We start from the raw sequence: 13,224 nt of genomic DNA, 5'->3' as shown, positions 1-13,224 counted from the left end.
GGCCCCCGACGACAGCACCGGGACCGCGGCAAGTCCCGCCCCCAGAACGGCTCTTCGGCTCACGCGCTCGCCCACGACTCATCCCTCCGAAGCGAATTTGCTCAGCGGCATGACAAATGGTGGGGCGAGCGGAAGGAGGGGACAACGGGTCGTACGCGCCGAATAGTTTCGTAACAGCAGCCGGGGAACAGCAAAGGGGCCCGTACGACCGAAGTCGTACGGGCCCCTCTGGAAACTGCTACCAGATCAGATCAGAACTACTTGTTGATCTTGATGACCTGGCCGGCGCCCACCGTGCGGCCACCCTCACGGATGGCGAACTTCAGGCCCTCTTCCATGGCGACGGGCTGGATGAGCGTGACCGTCATCTCAGTGTTGTCGCCCGGCATGACCATCTCGGTGCCCTCGGGGAGGGTCACGACGCCGGTCACGTCCGTGGTGCGGAAGTAGAACTGGGGACGGTAGTTGTTGAAGAACGGCGTGTGACGGCCACCCTCGTCCTTGGACAGGATGTACGCCTGGGCCTCGAACTCCGTGTGCGGGGTGACCGAGCCGGGCTTGATGATGACCTGGCCGCGCTCGACGTCCTCGCGCTTGATGCCACGGAGGAGCAGGCCGACGTTCTCGCCCGCGCGACCCTCGTCGAGCAGCTTGCGGAACATCTCGATGCCGGTGACCGTGGTGGTGGTCTTCTCCTGCTTGATGCCGATGAGGTCAACGGTCTCGTTGACCTTCAGGACACCACGCTCGATACGGCCGGTGACGACCGTGCCGCGACCGGTGATCGTGAAGACGTCCTCGACGGGCATGAGGAACGGCTTGTCGACGTCACGCTCGGGGGTCGGGATCGACTCGTCGACGGCGGCCATCAGGTCGAGGACCGTCTGGCCCCACTCCTTGTCGCCCTCAAGCGCCTTGAGCGCCGAGACCTTGACGACCGGCAGGTCGTCGCCCGGGAACTCGTACTCGGAGAGGAGCTCACGGACCTCGAGCTCGACGAGCTCCAGGATCTCCTCGTCGTCCACCATGTCGGCCTTGTTCAGGGCGACGACGATGTACGGAACGCCGACCTGGCGGGCCAGGAGCACGTGCTCCTTGGTCTGCGGCATCGGGCCGTCGGTGGCGGCGACCACGAGGATCGCGCCGTCCATCTGCGCGGCACCCGTGATCATGTTCTTGATGTAGTCCGCGTGACCGGGGCAGTCGACGTGGGCGTAGTGACGCGTCTCGGTCTGGTACTCGACGTGCGCGATCGAGATCGTGATACCGCGCTGGCGCTCCTCAGGAGCCTTGTCGATCTGGTCGAAGGCCGAGGCCTCGTTCAGGTCCGGGTACGCGTCGTGCAGCACCTTGGTAATGGCGGCCGTGAGGGTCGTCTTACCGTGGTCGATGTGACCGATGGTGCCGATGTTGACGTGCGGCTTAGTCCGCTCGAACTTCGCCTTCGCCACTGGGTCCTCCTGTGGAGTGGTTCTGGTACGCCTTACTCATCGGCGCCAGGTGATCTTTGCTGGGATGCCGCCCGCCGGGGTTCTGCTCCCGGTTTCCGGGGACGATCTCTCGTCCCGCTGCCGGTCTTCGGACCCCGGCGGTCGGTGTCAAGCCTAAAGCGTGCAAACGGTGTGTGTTACTCGCCCTTGGCCTTCGCGATGATCTCCTCGGCGACGTTCCGGGGAACCTCGGCGTAGGAGTCGAACTGCATCGAGTAGCTTGCGCGACCCGAGGTCTTGCTGCGGAGGTCGCCGACGTAGCCGAACATCTCCGAGAGGGGCACGAGGCCCTTCACGACGCGCGCACCGGCACGCTCCTCCATGGCCTGGATCTGGCCACGGCGGGAGTTGATGTCGCCGATGACCTCACCCATGTAGTCCTCGGGCGTGGTGACCTCGACGGCCATCATCGGTTCGAGGAGCACGGGGGACGCCTTGCGCGCGGCCTCCTTGAAGGCCTGCGATCCGGCGATCTTGAAGGCGAGCTCGGAGGAGTCGACCTCGTGGTAGGCACCGTCGAGAAGCGTGATGCGGACACCCGTCATCTCGTACCCGGCGAGGATGCCGAACTGCATGGCCTCCTGCGCACCGGCGTCCACCGACGGGATGTACTCCCGCGGGATACGGCCACCGGTGACCTTGTTCACGAACTCGTACGCCGGGCCGTCGGACTCGGTGATCGGCTCGATCGCGATCTGCACCTTGGCGAACTGACCGGTACCACCGGTCTGCTTCTTGTGGGTGTAGTCCACGCGCTCGACGGCCTTACGGATCGTCTCACGGTACGCGACCTGCGGCTTACCGACGTTGGCCTCGACCTTGAACTCGCGCTTCATACGGTCGACCAGCACCTCAAGGTGCAGCTCGCCCATACCGCCGAGGATGGTCTGGCCGGTCTCCTCGTCCGAGTGAACGTGGAAGGAGGGGTCCTCCTCCGCGAGACGCTGGATGGCAATACCCAGCTTCTCCTGGTCACCCTTGGACTTGGGCTCGATGGCGACCTGGATGACCGGCGCCGGGAAGTCCATGGACTCCAGGATGACCGGGTTCTTGTCGTCGCACAGCGTCTCACCGGTGGTGGTCTGCTTCAGGCCCATCACGGCGACGATGTCGCCGGCGCCCACCGCCTCGATCTCCTCACGCTTGTTCGCGTGCATGCGGTAGATCTTGCCGATGCGCTCCTTCTTGCCCTTGACGGAGTTCAGCACCGCGGTGCCAGTCTCCAGGCGGCCCGAGTAGACCCGGACGAAGGTGAGCTTGCCCAGGTGCGGGTCGCTCATGATCTTGAACGCGAGCGCGGACAGCGGCTCGTCCACGGACGGCTTGCGCTTGACGACGACCTCGGGGTCCTTGACGTCGTGGCCTTCGATGGCCTCGACGTCCAGGGGGGTCGGCAGGTAGCGCACGACCGCGTCGAGCAGGGGCTGGACGCCCTTGTTCTTGAACGCGGTGCCACAGAACACCGGGGTGACCGTGATGCCGTTGGACTTGCCGGACGCGATGGTGACGCGACGGATCGCGGCGTACAGCTGCTCCTCGGTGGGCTCGATGCCCTCCAGGAACAGCTCCATGATGTCGTCGTCGTTCTCCGCGACGGCCTCGACCAGCTTGCCGCGGTACTCCTCGGCGGCCTCGGCGTGCGTGGCCGGGATGTCGACGACGTCGTACATCTCGCCCTTCGCCGCCTCGGCGGACCACACGAGCGCCTTCATGCGGACCAGGTCCACAACGCCCTTGAAGTCCATCTCGGCACCGATCGGAAGCTGCATGATCAGCGGTACCGCACCGAGGCGGTCCTTGATCATGTCGACGCAGCGGTGGAACTCCGCGCCGGTCCGGTCGAGCTTGTTGACGAAGCAGATGCGCGGCACGCCGTAACGGTCGGCCTGACGCCACACCGTCTCGGACTGCGGCTCGACACCGGCGACACCGTCGAACACCGTGACGGCACCGTCGAGGACGCGCAGCGAACGCTCCACCTCGACAGTGAAGTCGACGTGCCCCGGGGTGTCGATGATGTTGATGGTGTAGTCGTCGTCCTCAAGCGGCCAGTGACAGGTGGTGGCAGCAGAGGTGATCGTGATGCCACGCTCCTGCTCCTGCTCCATCCAGTCCATGGTGGCGGCGCCGTCGTGGACTTCACCGATCTTGTAGCTGACGCCGGTGTAGAAGAGGATCCGCTCAGTGGTGGTCGTCTTGCCCGCGTCGATGTGAGCCATGATCCCGATGTTGCGGACCCTGGCCAGGTCAAGTGAAGTGGTAGCCATAAGGCTTCGGTCTTCTCTCGGTCTCGTCGTGGGTAGCGACTACCAGCGGTAGTGCGCGAAGGCCTTGTTGGACTCGGCCATCTTGTGGGTGTCCTCGCGCTTCTTGACGGCCGCACCGAGGCCGTTCGAAGCGTCGAGAAGCTCGTTGAGCAGACGCTCGGTCATGGTCTTCTCGCGACGGGCGCGGGAGTAACCGACCAGCCAGCGCAGCGCGAGCGTGTTGGCGCGACCGGGCTTGACCTCGATCGGAACCTGGTACGTCGCACCGCCGACTCGGCGGGACTTGACCTCAAGCGTGGGCTTGATGTTCTCCAGCGCGCGCTTCAGCGTGATGACCGGGTCGTTGCTGGTCTTCTCGCGCAGGCCCTCCATGGCGCCGTACACGATGCGCTCGGCGGTGGAGCGCTTGCCGTTCAGCAGCACCTTGTTGATCAGGGAGGTGACAAGAGGAGAACCGTAGACCGGGTCGATGATGACCGGGCGCTTCGGGGCGGGGCCCTTACGAGGCATTTTCTACTTCTCCTTCTTGGCGCCGTAGCGGCTGCGGGCCTGCTTGCGGTTCTTGACACCCTGGGTGTCAAGCGAACCGCGGATGATCTTGTAGCGAACACCGGGCAGGTCCTTCACACGACCGCCACGCACGAGCACGATGGAGTGCTCCTGCAGGTTGTGTCCCTCACCCGGAATGTAAGCGGTGACTTCGATCCCGCTGGTCAGACGCACACGCGCGACCTTACGCAGGGCCGAGTTCGGCTTCTTCGGGGTGGTCGTGAACACACGCGTGCAGACGCCACGACGCTGGGGCGAACCCTCAAGTGCGGGCGTCTTGTTCTTCTCGACCTTGTCCTGCCGGCCCTTCCGGACCAGCTGCTGGATCGTAGGCACTACTTCTCCGGTTTCTGTGTGCCGATGGTGAAGCTAACCTGGAACGTCGCCGACCCACGCGGTCGGGTGTGTCGGATCGCGCAGACTTTCGCCGGTAAGCAAAAGGGGCGCGGATCGCGGTGGCCGGTGTCGACTCCCTTAGTGCGGTTCAAGGCACGCACGAGAGCCAGGGCACACCCCAGGCACAAGGTCTGAGCGTACCTACCTCATTCGCTGCGGTCAAAACAAATGGGTGGCACCCACGGCTCGACACGCAAGATGCCGAAGCCGCCCCCCGTCCGCGATCTTCGAATCTACGGCGGGGAGGGGGTGGGTCCGAGGGGGCGGGCTGGGGGGATTCGCGCGGGGCTGGGCTCTGGATCTGCGGGGCGGGGTCGTCAGACCGAACCCTCAGACCCGGCCCACAGACCAACCCCTCGGACGTTGCCCTCAGCTGGAGACCTCAACCGGAGTCCTCTGACGGAACCTCGGCCGGAGCCCCCAGGTCGCCCTCAGTCGGAGCCCCCGGTCACCCTCAGCGGGAGGCGTCACGTCGAGCTCGCCGTCGCTGCGATCATCAGCAGGAGCATCAGGGCCCAGCCCGTGACCGCGAGCCAGCCGAAGACCAGGCCGGTGAGGGCGAGGCCGTCGCCGCCCTCGTCCGTCCGCTGTATCTCCGCGCGGGCCGTGTGGCCGAGGATCACCGCGGGGATGCCGGTGAGGCCCAGGGTCGGCACGATGAGGAGGCCGCAGACCAGCGAGCCGACCGCCTTGCCGTTGGTCGGCGGCACCGGGGGCGGCAGGAACGTCGGCGGCACCGGCCGGAATCCCGGCGGCGGAGCCTGGACGACAGGCGCCACCTGAGGACCCTGGGGCAGATCGGCGACCAGCAGCATCAACTCGCCCACCGTACGGGCGTCGTAGGCCCGGGCGACCCGCTTCTCCAGCTCGTCCTCGCGCAGCCGCCCCTCGGCGAAACCGGCCCGGAGCACGTCCACCGCCCGCTCCCGGTCCGCCGTCGCGGCCAGCATCGACGCCCCGGCCTGTGCCGGCGACGGCTGGTGCGGTCCTGGCCACTGCCCCTGCCACGGTGTCGGGTACGACACGGAACACCTCCCCCGGCGCCGGAGACCGAATGCCTCCATGATGCTCCAACGCACCGAAAACGGCACCGGTTCCCCATCAATACCGAAAGAGGTCGGCCACCCCCGCCCCATAGAGAACCCCTGAGCCCCTGGCCCCCTACAGAGGGGAGCGGGGTGGCCGCCCCTCAGCGTGCGCGCCTGGTACCCCCGGCGGCCCGTTCCGCCGCGAACACGTCCTCCAGCCGGAACAGCTGCGCCCGCCCCGCCCTGCCGACCGGCGCCAGGTGCCCGAGCTGGACCCACTTGCGGATGGTGGCGGGCGCGACCCCGGCCTCCTGCGCGGCGAGCGGCCCAGGAATCAGCGTCGGCAGCCCACCCCTGGTCAACGTCGTCATCGCTCCCACTCCCCCTCGTTCCAGGTGTGCCGGTAGGCCGGGTCGTCGTGGCAGCCGCAGTCGGGCACCGAGCAACGGCAGGCCGGGTTCACACAGAGCACGGCGCCCCGGTCCGGGAAGGCCCGCAACGACACCGAGTCGCACCAGGGGCAGCGCCCCGACACCCGTACGACGGTCTCGGTGTCCCCCAGCGCGCGGGCACAGCGCCGCGCCATCCGCCGCGTCTCGTCCCGTACATGCGCCGCGAGTACGGCGTCGCCGGCCACCTCGTCGAGCAGCCCGGCGATCCGCCGCAACCGCTCGGGCACGGCCGCCCGCCGCGCCCGGGGCAGCCGGAGCCGGTCCCGCACGGCCTCCTCCAGTTCTACGACGCCGTCCGTGATGTCCCGGATCGTGTCCGAGATGTGCAGGCGCAGCGGGGCCGCACTGTGGCCGGGGGCGACGAGTCCGTGCCGCTGCTCCAGGAGGAGGGCCTCGGCGCGTTCCTCGCGGAGCCGGTCGGCGAGGCCGGGCGGGGGCGGCGGGGCGGGTGCGCGGTGGGCCGGTGCGGTGCGGCCGGGGGCGAGTTCGACGGTGAGTTCGGGGAACTGCTGGAGCAGCGTGCCGATCCAGAGGGCGGCGTGCGCGGTCGGGTCCGTCACGGCGGACGCCGGACTCGGGTCAGGCACCGGACTCAGGTCAGGCAAGGGAGCCTCCCCGCCGGGCGCGCGTGGTCGGCAGCGCCGGCAAGGCCGTCAGGGCGGCCGGGAGGAGGTGCGCGGGGATCTCGACCGGGCGGCCGGAGCGGTAGAGCCGGCCGCCGCAGACGCCGTCGAACCAGTTGTCGGCCGGGGCGACGATCCGCTCGCAGTCCCGCCGTACCGGGCAGCGGGCGCAGGCCCGCAGGACGGGGGCGGCCTCCTTGACCTTCTTGGAGAAGACGGCCTTGGGCGGGAGCCCGGCGCAGGCGGCGGCGGTCTGCCAGCCGACGGGTTCGTCATGGGGGCGGGGTGCTGGGCACGAGTCGGTGGACATGGGGCCTCCCTGTGGAACGGTGGGCACGGGTAGGACACGAGTACGGCATGGGCGTGGGACGGGTGGGGCACGGGCATCTGGCAAGTGCCGTCCAGGTCGTCCAGGTTTACAGATTGCGCGCGCGCTCGCAACGTAAACTTCAGTCACTCGCCTACCAGATCCGGCGACAATCCGCCACAAATCGACTCCCGCGCCCCAGCCTCCACCGAGCTCTCCCCCTGGTTGAGCCGATTTTCCTCAGTGCTTGCACGCGAGCACGTAATTCCGTGCGCGCAAGCAAGCTAAACTCGCCGCCATCCAAAGGAAGCGAGCACACAGATGACCAGCCAGGATCTGGACGCGTTCGCCGCGTGGGTCGAGGACCTGATGCGCGACCGCGGTTACGACATCGACAGCCCGCGCGGCGGCGGCAAGTCCCGGATAGCGGACGAGGCGGGAGTCCACCGGGCCGCCGTCACGCGCCTGCTGCAGCGCCAGAGCATGCCGGACCTGGAGACCACGCGCAGGCTCGCCCGCGTGCTGGGCGTGCCGGTCCGCGACATGCTCATCCGCTCCGGCCGGCTCACCGCGGAGGAACTCGCCGACCCCCACGACTACTTGGCCTCCCCCGCACCCGGCGCCGAGTTCGCCCGTCGCCCCACGCTGGAGGAGGTCGCGGATCTGCTGGGGGTGCCGGCCGACCGGCGGGAGATGTTCGTGCGCGTGGTCGAGCAGTTCCTGCCGAACGACGTGCCGGCAGCGACGGACAGGGAACAACACGAGGACGCACGACTACTGGTGACCGACTGAGCGACTGACCGGCCGACCTCTGGTCACCGGTTCGCGGCACGAGGGAACTGGTCCCTCCCTCCCCGCCCCCAGACTTCCCCCCCACCCCCTCGCCCCTCCCCCCACCCCCTCACCCTCCCCCACTCACCCGGCTCTCGGTTTTTAGTTGCGTGCGCGCACGCTCGTCTGTCACAGTTGGTGCAGCGGCGGAGCTGCGCCCGTAGGCCGGCCGCTCAGTGCCTCGTCGCGGTGTGCAGGTGTACCGCCGCGTCCCGCACGCCCTCCCGAAGCTGCCCCGAGGTGACCCGGCATGACCACACCCACTCCACCGAGCGCCTTCCCGGACGTCGAGGCGATGATCGTCGACATCCTGGAGGACGACTCCCGGCTCTCCGGCGCGATCGTCGCCGTACAGGCGCCGACCGGCTTCGACGGCACGGCCGCCGCCGTGTTCGTCAACCGGCGCGGCGGCGCCTGGGTCGGCGAACGCCATGTCGACCAGCCGCTGATCGAGCTGGAGGTGTACGGCCCGACCAAGCAGGCCGCGCACGTCCTGGCCAACGACGCCCGTCAGGCCCTGCTGGCGATGGCGAACAGCAAGTACGGCACGAACCTCGTCACCGAGGTCGAGGAGCAGGACGGCCCGCGCTGGCTGCCCGACTACCTCTACTCCGCGGCCAACCGCTACGTCACGGTGATGAAGGTGTACGTGGACGTCTACTGATCCCCTCCACCGATCTCCCGGACGCTCCGCGCCGCCCCACAGACCGAAGGCCCCGCCACCCCCCGGCGGGGCCTTCTTCGTACCCGGACCTCCCGGGTACGACGGCACCCCGTCTCAACTCACCTGGAAAACAAGGAGATTCACCATGGCAGGAACCAACTCCTCCGAGATCCGCATCGCCGGCGTAGGCCGCCTCTACGTCGCCCCGGCCGACACGGCCGTACCGTCGACGTTCTCCACCGACACCGCCACCGACTGGGCGACCTGGAAGAACCTCGGGTTCACCTCCGGTGACGGCGTCACCTTCAGCAAGAAGGACAAGCTGGAGCCGGTCGACGTGTGGCAGGCGGTCAGCCCGGTGCACTTCGTGTACTCGGACCGCGACCTGACCCTGAAGTTCTCGCTGATGCAGTTCAACGAGGACACGCTGCCGTTCTTCATGGGCGGCGGTGCGGTCGGCGCGGTGACGGGCTCGACCGGCGTCTACAAGTACGACATCGCCGACCGGCCGTTCGCCGATGTGCGCGCTCTCGGCCTGGAGTTCACGGACGTCCGGGCGAGCGACGGCTCCACCGTGACCTACCGCTTCGGCGTCCCGCGCGGCCAGGTCACCGCGGCGGACGACATCAAGCTGGCCCGCAAGTCGGCGGCCCAACTCGGCATCACCTACACGGCGATGTCCGCGGCCGACGGTTCGCCGCTGGCCAGCTTCGTGATGAAGGACGCCGCGTACGCCGCGTCCTGACCCACCGGGGTGGGACAGGCGCGGCTGCCTGTCCCACCCCGGGCCCCAACTCCCCTTCCCCTTAGGCCTGTTAAGGAGTACTCATCGCCATGACCCGTTTCGACGTCAACGCGGCCCGCGCCCAGCGGCTCGAAGCCCTCGGCCGTACCTGGTCGTTCGAACTCGACACCGAGAGCTACACCCTCCCCACCGAGCTGACCCGCGCCACCGCCAAGGCGCTGCGCAGGCTCGACGACAACGACGTGGACGGGCTGCTCCAACTCCTCCTGGGCGAGAAGCAGTTCACCCGCTTCGAGCAGCACGAGGTCACGATGCAGGACATCGCCGCCATCCTGGAGGCCTACGGCAAGGAGACCGGGCTCGGCCTGGGGGAAGGCTGAGCCTCGTCGGGTTCGTAGACGAACACGCCGAGGCCCTCGAAGCGGACCTGCTCCGCTATTACGGCATCGATCTGCTCGACTGGCACCGTGACCGGCTCTCCGCGCGCCGACTCACCGTGCTCATACGGCAGTTGCCGCACGACAGCGCCCTCAACCGGGAGCTGCACGGCGGGGCCGCCGACTGGTCGGTGACCGACCATCTGCTGGCCGCCGCCGTGGACCATCTCGCCGCCGCGAACTGGATGTTCGCCTCCGTCAACTCCGAGGAGGGCGACCAGCCGGAGCCTCCGGCGCCGGTGCCGCGGCCTTCGTACGACGAGGAGGCAGCAGCAGTGCAGGAGGGCGAGCCTGCGCCCGAGACCGAGAAGGCAGCTCCCTCGAATGTCCAACTGGCCCGGTTCTTCGGCTGATTGTCAGTCCGCCGGGCCCGTCTCCTCGTCCCGGCGCCCGTGGGAGGCCCGGCCCTCCAACTCGTCCGCGAGGGCACGGGCCTTGGCGGACAGGCGGGGGCGTTCCTCACTCCGGGCGCCGGACTGGGGCGGCGAGGGCTCGGACGACTCGGTTCTACGTCCCCTGTCGCGGCCGGTGCCGGTGTTCAGCGGAGGCACACTGGGGCGCCCGTTGCGCCGTACGACCGAACGCCGTTCGGCCGGTGCGGCACGTTTCTCCCGCACATCACGGGCGGTGACAAGGATGTCTTCGACTTCCGTAACTGCATCCGCATCCACGCCCGGTAAGTCCATAACCGCATCCGTATCCGTATCCGGCACGGGCAGCGGCATCCCGTCTGCCACGGACCGCTCCCGTTCCCCGCGCTCTTCGACTCGCGTCAACTCGGAGGGCGGGCGTAACAGTTGGACGTAGGGCAACTGGATGACCTCGCCACCGGCACCACCGGCGTCACGATCCCTTGCGCGGCGCGGCCGGCGGCCGGTGCGGGCGTCCTCCTGCCCCTGGACGTAGGCGGCGGTGATCCGTTGCTCGTACGCCCGCCGCACGGCCGGGAGTTGCTCGTCGACCACGTCGGCCCAACCCGCGCTGTAAGCGGCCAGTTCACGCCGGTCCAGCTCGGCGCGCGGCAGGATCACCAGGTCGTCGGGCGCGTAGCCCAGCCGTAGGACCAGTTCGGACAGGCGGGCGATGAGATGCGGTAGATCGGGGGCCTGTTCGAGCCAGTCGATCACATGTGTCTGTCGCGCGTTGCTCGCGTCCCCATCCACCCCGTAGGCCCTGCTCTCGTCCCTGCCCCACCGCGCCCCCCGCGCGAGGACGGCCGCCCCGTCGCCGCCCACCGTCGTAGACAGGCCCTCAAGTGCCTCACCAGGCCTGTTCCTTCACCTTTCGTTCACCGACGGGAGAACGGCCGGATCCTACTTCACGAACCTGGCAGAACCTCCACCGCACCCCGCATCACCGCAGGTCCGAACCGCAGGGTGAGGGTTCGTCTTCGGCAAACACAGAACGGCGCCACGTGATAGCTCGTACACTAGTTCGAATCGACGCTTCGAGCGCCCCAGGAGCGCCACCTGTACCACCAGCCGAGCGGACAGACAGGAAAGCAGGACGACGACATGGCGACTGGCACCAGCCACTCCCCGCACCAGCCGATCGACACCTACACCCGCCTCGCCCACCTCCTGCACTCCCCCGCCCCCGACCGCACGGCACTGCTGGACCGGCTGTACGAGGAGTTGCTCACGCGCGAGTCGCGGGCGTACGCGGCGGGGTGGACGGACGCACTGACGGAGGCGGGGCGGGGACGCGGCGGGCGGCCGTAAGTGCCACTCGCCGCTCACACGACGAACGTGCACCACACCTGCTTCTCGTCGAACCCCGTACGGTGCCACCCCCACCGCCGCGCCAACGCCTCGACGAGCCGCAGCCCCCGGCCGCCCTCGGTCAACAGGCCGGCGTCCAGGGGCAGTTCGGGCGCCCGCCCGGGGGCGCGGTCGTTCACCATCACCCGCAGCAACGGCGGCGCGAACTGCCGCCCGGTCCCGAGCGTCAACTCCAGCCCCGCGAGCCCGCCGCCATGTCGTACGGCGTTGGTACACAGCTCCCCCACGGCGAGTTCGACGGAGTCCGCCAACTCGCCCAGCCCCCGGTGCTGTTCACGCTCTCCTGGATCAGCCCGACGCTCACGTGGTGACGGCCTCCCGAAGCAGGCTCACTACAAGTGCCGCCGCACCGAGGGAAACTCCCGTCAAGAACGGGAGCGCCAAACAGCCCGGCGGTGTGATCCGTGCGACCGCGGGCCGGTCCGGCAGATGGACAAGATCTACGGGATCCCCTCTCCGCGTGCCGCGCCGCGCCGGTATCGACGCGAGTCGCCGTCCCTCAGTCGACAACCGGACGACGAATCGGATGGCCCGCGCAGAAAAGTAGAGCCCGATCGCAGGCAGCGACGAACACATGAACGCCGCCGGAAGAGAAGCGACCACGGGTACCCGGACCGTTTCCTCGTGCGCCCGAATTCCAGGCGTCAGAGATTCCTGAAAATCCCCCAGATACCCCACGCGACCATTCCCGACATCGCCAGAGCCATCACAAGGCAACCACTCGCATAGAACTTTCGATCGATCGGCTCCTTGTCTCGCACGAGACTGTACCTGCGCAAGGAAGGAACCAGTTCGACGGTTATGAACGCCAATGCCGCGAGCGCCAGCGGAGAACAGACGGCGAGAAGTATCACGTAGGCAACGGGGCTGTTGTCCACATAGATATGTGCAAGCATGCCCGGATCATAGCAGCCCGACTTCGCCACGGAAAGGGGAACGCCGTGCACCAAGATCCCGTTCCAACACCCAGCAACCCCATTCCCGGAATAAGCAGTGAGCTCGCCGATCACGAAAAGCGGATCGACAGCATCGAAAGCAACATGGCACCGCAGACTTTCAAGGACTTTCCACTGCCGTGGAACACCTGGAAAGATGTCGCCGCCTCTTATCAGACGGTTTATTCCAGTATCCAGGGATTCAAGCTGGACCTGGAGGCGGTTTCCGTCACCACGGACGGCTTCAACGTGCTCGGGTCACAACTCATGAAGAGCCCCCTGGCCGGCTTGATTGACATGCCCGTCGGCGCCGTGTGGGAAAAGCTCCTGGAGAAAAGCGACGGAAACGCCACAGCCAGCAGGATCGTCCGGCTCATCGCCCCGGACTCCACTGTCCAGGACTTCGACCTCAAGACGTACAAGGCGGAAACAGCTCTGCGCCTCGGCGCACACGAGGCAAAGCTCGGCGAACACGGCACCGCGATAACCCAGCTCGCCCGCGGACAGGCGCATCTCGCCGAGACCGCTCGGGTCAGTTCGGCCGGTCAGGCCCACGAGGCGGGGCGGCGCACAAACGACCGCCGCCTCACTCAGGACAACCGGGAGGCGTACCGGAGAACAGCAGCGGACCTGAACAGGCTGGGCGGTGAACTGGACCGAATCAGAGAAAAGGCCGAGTCCCTTGCGACAGCGATCGGTACTGCCTGATCCATGGCTTC

The 13,224-nt window shown here is 67.9% G+C and carries 18 protein-coding genes; 7 read left to right on the top strand and 11 right to left on the bottom strand.

Annotated elements, in window-relative coordinates; all coding sequences use genetic code 11:
* Positions 1–257: 257 nt before the first annotated feature.
* The 8 genes from tuf to OG496_RS33815 all read right to left on the bottom strand — a co-directional run bounded on the left by tuf (position 258) and on the right by OG496_RS33815 (position 7,115).
* Positions 258–1,451 carry an elongation factor Tu gene (tuf, locus tag OG496_RS33850; RefSeq protein WP_366489152.1) on the bottom strand — a complete coding sequence of 398 codons (1,194 nt, stop codon included), beginning with the start codon at positions 1,449–1,451 and terminating at the stop codon, positions 258–260.
* Between the two features lie 176 nt (positions 1,452–1,627).
* Complete coding sequence (gene fusA, locus OG496_RS33845) at positions 1,628–3,757, bottom strand: elongation factor G (RefSeq protein ID WP_366489151.1); 2,130 nt, start codon at positions 3,755–3,757, stop codon at positions 1,628–1,630.
* Positions 3,758–3,796: 39 nt separating this feature from the next.
* The gene (gene rpsG / locus OG496_RS33840; RefSeq protein WP_005481264.1) at positions 3,797–4,267 is read right to left on the bottom strand and encodes a 30S ribosomal protein S7; all 471 of its coding nucleotides are present in this window, start codon (positions 4,265–4,267) and stop codon (positions 3,797–3,799) included.
* Positions 4,268–4,270: 3 nt separating this feature from the next.
* A complete protein-coding gene (gene rpsL / locus OG496_RS33835; RefSeq protein WP_003948652.1) occupies positions 4,271–4,642 on the bottom strand; it encodes a 30S ribosomal protein S12 in 372 nt (123 codons plus the stop codon).
* Positions 4,643–5,169: 527 nt separating this feature from the next.
* Complete coding sequence (locus tag OG496_RS33830) at positions 5,170–5,727, bottom strand: DUF1707 and DUF4190 domain-containing protein (RefSeq protein WP_366489149.1); 558 nt, start codon at positions 5,725–5,727, stop codon at positions 5,170–5,172.
* A gap of 164 nt (positions 5,728–5,891) precedes the next feature.
* Positions 5,892–6,101 (bottom strand): hypothetical protein, encoded by a 210-nt coding sequence (locus tag OG496_RS33825; protein WP_405973617.1) that lies wholly within the window; start codon positions 6,099–6,101, stop codon positions 5,892–5,894.
* Positions 6,098–6,769 (bottom strand): hypothetical protein, encoded by a 672-nt coding sequence (locus tag OG496_RS33820; protein WP_405973616.1) that lies wholly within the window; start codon positions 6,767–6,769, stop codon positions 6,098–6,100. The genes OG496_RS33825 and OG496_RS33820 overlap by 4 nt, the downstream gene beginning before the upstream one ends.
* 10 nt (positions 6,770–6,779) lie before the next feature.
* Positions 6,780–7,115 carry a WhiB family transcriptional regulator gene (locus OG496_RS33815; protein WP_405973615.1) on the bottom strand — a complete coding sequence of 112 codons (336 nt, stop codon included), beginning with the start codon at positions 7,113–7,115 and terminating at the stop codon, positions 6,780–6,782.
* Between the two features lie 318 nt (positions 7,116–7,433).
* Here OG496_RS33815 and OG496_RS33810 point away from each other — a divergent pair, with 318 nt between their 5' ends.
* From OG496_RS33810 to OG496_RS33790, 5 genes are all read left to right on the top strand, one after another.
* A complete protein-coding gene (locus tag OG496_RS33810) occupies positions 7,434–7,904 on the top strand; it encodes a helix-turn-helix domain-containing protein (protein WP_405973614.1) in 471 nt (156 codons plus the stop codon).
* A gap of 289 nt (positions 7,905–8,193) precedes the next feature.
* On the top strand, positions 8,194–8,607 hold the full coding sequence (locus OG496_RS33805) for a hypothetical protein (protein WP_405973613.1): 414 nt from the start codon (positions 8,194–8,196) through the stop codon (positions 8,605–8,607).
* 145 nt (positions 8,608–8,752) lie between these two features.
* Positions 8,753–9,352 (top strand): phage tail protein, encoded by a 600-nt coding sequence (locus tag OG496_RS33800; RefSeq protein ID WP_366489141.1) that lies wholly within the window; start codon positions 8,753–8,755, stop codon positions 9,350–9,352.
* An 89-nt stretch (positions 9,353–9,441) separates the two neighbouring features.
* On the top strand, positions 9,442–9,732 hold the full coding sequence (locus OG496_RS33795) for a hypothetical protein (protein WP_399386531.1): 291 nt from the start codon (positions 9,442–9,444) through the stop codon (positions 9,730–9,732).
* A gap of 131 nt (positions 9,733–9,863) precedes the next feature.
* Complete coding sequence (locus OG496_RS33790) at positions 9,864–10,142, top strand: hypothetical protein (RefSeq protein ID WP_405973612.1); 279 nt, start codon at positions 9,864–9,866, stop codon at positions 10,140–10,142.
* 3 nt (positions 10,143–10,145) lie between these two features.
* Here OG496_RS33790 and OG496_RS33785 read toward each other — a convergent pair whose 3' ends face one another.
* The gene (locus OG496_RS33785; RefSeq protein WP_405973611.1) at positions 10,146–11,024 is read right to left on the bottom strand and encodes a hypothetical protein; all 879 of its coding nucleotides are present in this window, start codon (positions 11,022–11,024) and stop codon (positions 10,146–10,148) included.
* A gap of 279 nt (positions 11,025–11,303) precedes the next feature.
* Between OG496_RS33785 and OG496_RS33780 the strand changes: the two genes are divergently transcribed.
* Positions 11,304–11,510, top strand: a complete 207-nt coding sequence (locus OG496_RS33780; RefSeq protein ID WP_366489137.1) for a hypothetical protein — start codon at positions 11,304–11,306, stop codon at positions 11,508–11,510.
* A 14-nt stretch (positions 11,511–11,524) separates the two neighbouring features.
* Here the strand turns inward: OG496_RS33780 and OG496_RS33775 are convergent, their stop codons facing one another.
* Together OG496_RS33775 and OG496_RS33770 are read right to left on the bottom strand one after the other, a co-directional pair.
* A complete protein-coding gene (locus OG496_RS33775) occupies positions 11,525–11,821 on the bottom strand; it encodes an ATP-binding protein (protein ID WP_405973610.1) in 297 nt (98 codons plus the stop codon).
* A gap of 393 nt (positions 11,822–12,214) precedes the next feature.
* Positions 12,215–12,466: a hypothetical protein gene (locus tag OG496_RS33770; RefSeq protein WP_405973609.1), complete on the bottom strand. Its 252-nt coding sequence runs from the start codon at positions 12,464–12,466 to the stop codon at positions 12,215–12,217.
* 45 nt (positions 12,467–12,511) lie between these two features.
* Between OG496_RS33770 and OG496_RS33765 the strand changes: the two genes are divergently transcribed.
* On the top strand, positions 12,512–13,213 hold the full coding sequence (locus OG496_RS33765; RefSeq protein WP_405973608.1) for a hypothetical protein: 702 nt from the start codon (positions 12,512–12,514) through the stop codon (positions 13,211–13,213).
* Positions 13,214–13,224: the final 11 nt, after the last annotated feature.

Origin of the sequence: Streptomyces sp. NBC_00988, assembly GCF_045162645.1 — a bacterium.
Taxonomy (GTDB): Bacteria; Actinomycetota; Actinomycetes; order Streptomycetales; family Streptomycetaceae; genus Streptomyces.
The sequence above is the reverse complement of the archived record's forward strand: the minus strand, read 5'-3'. Positions and strand labels throughout refer to the sequence as shown.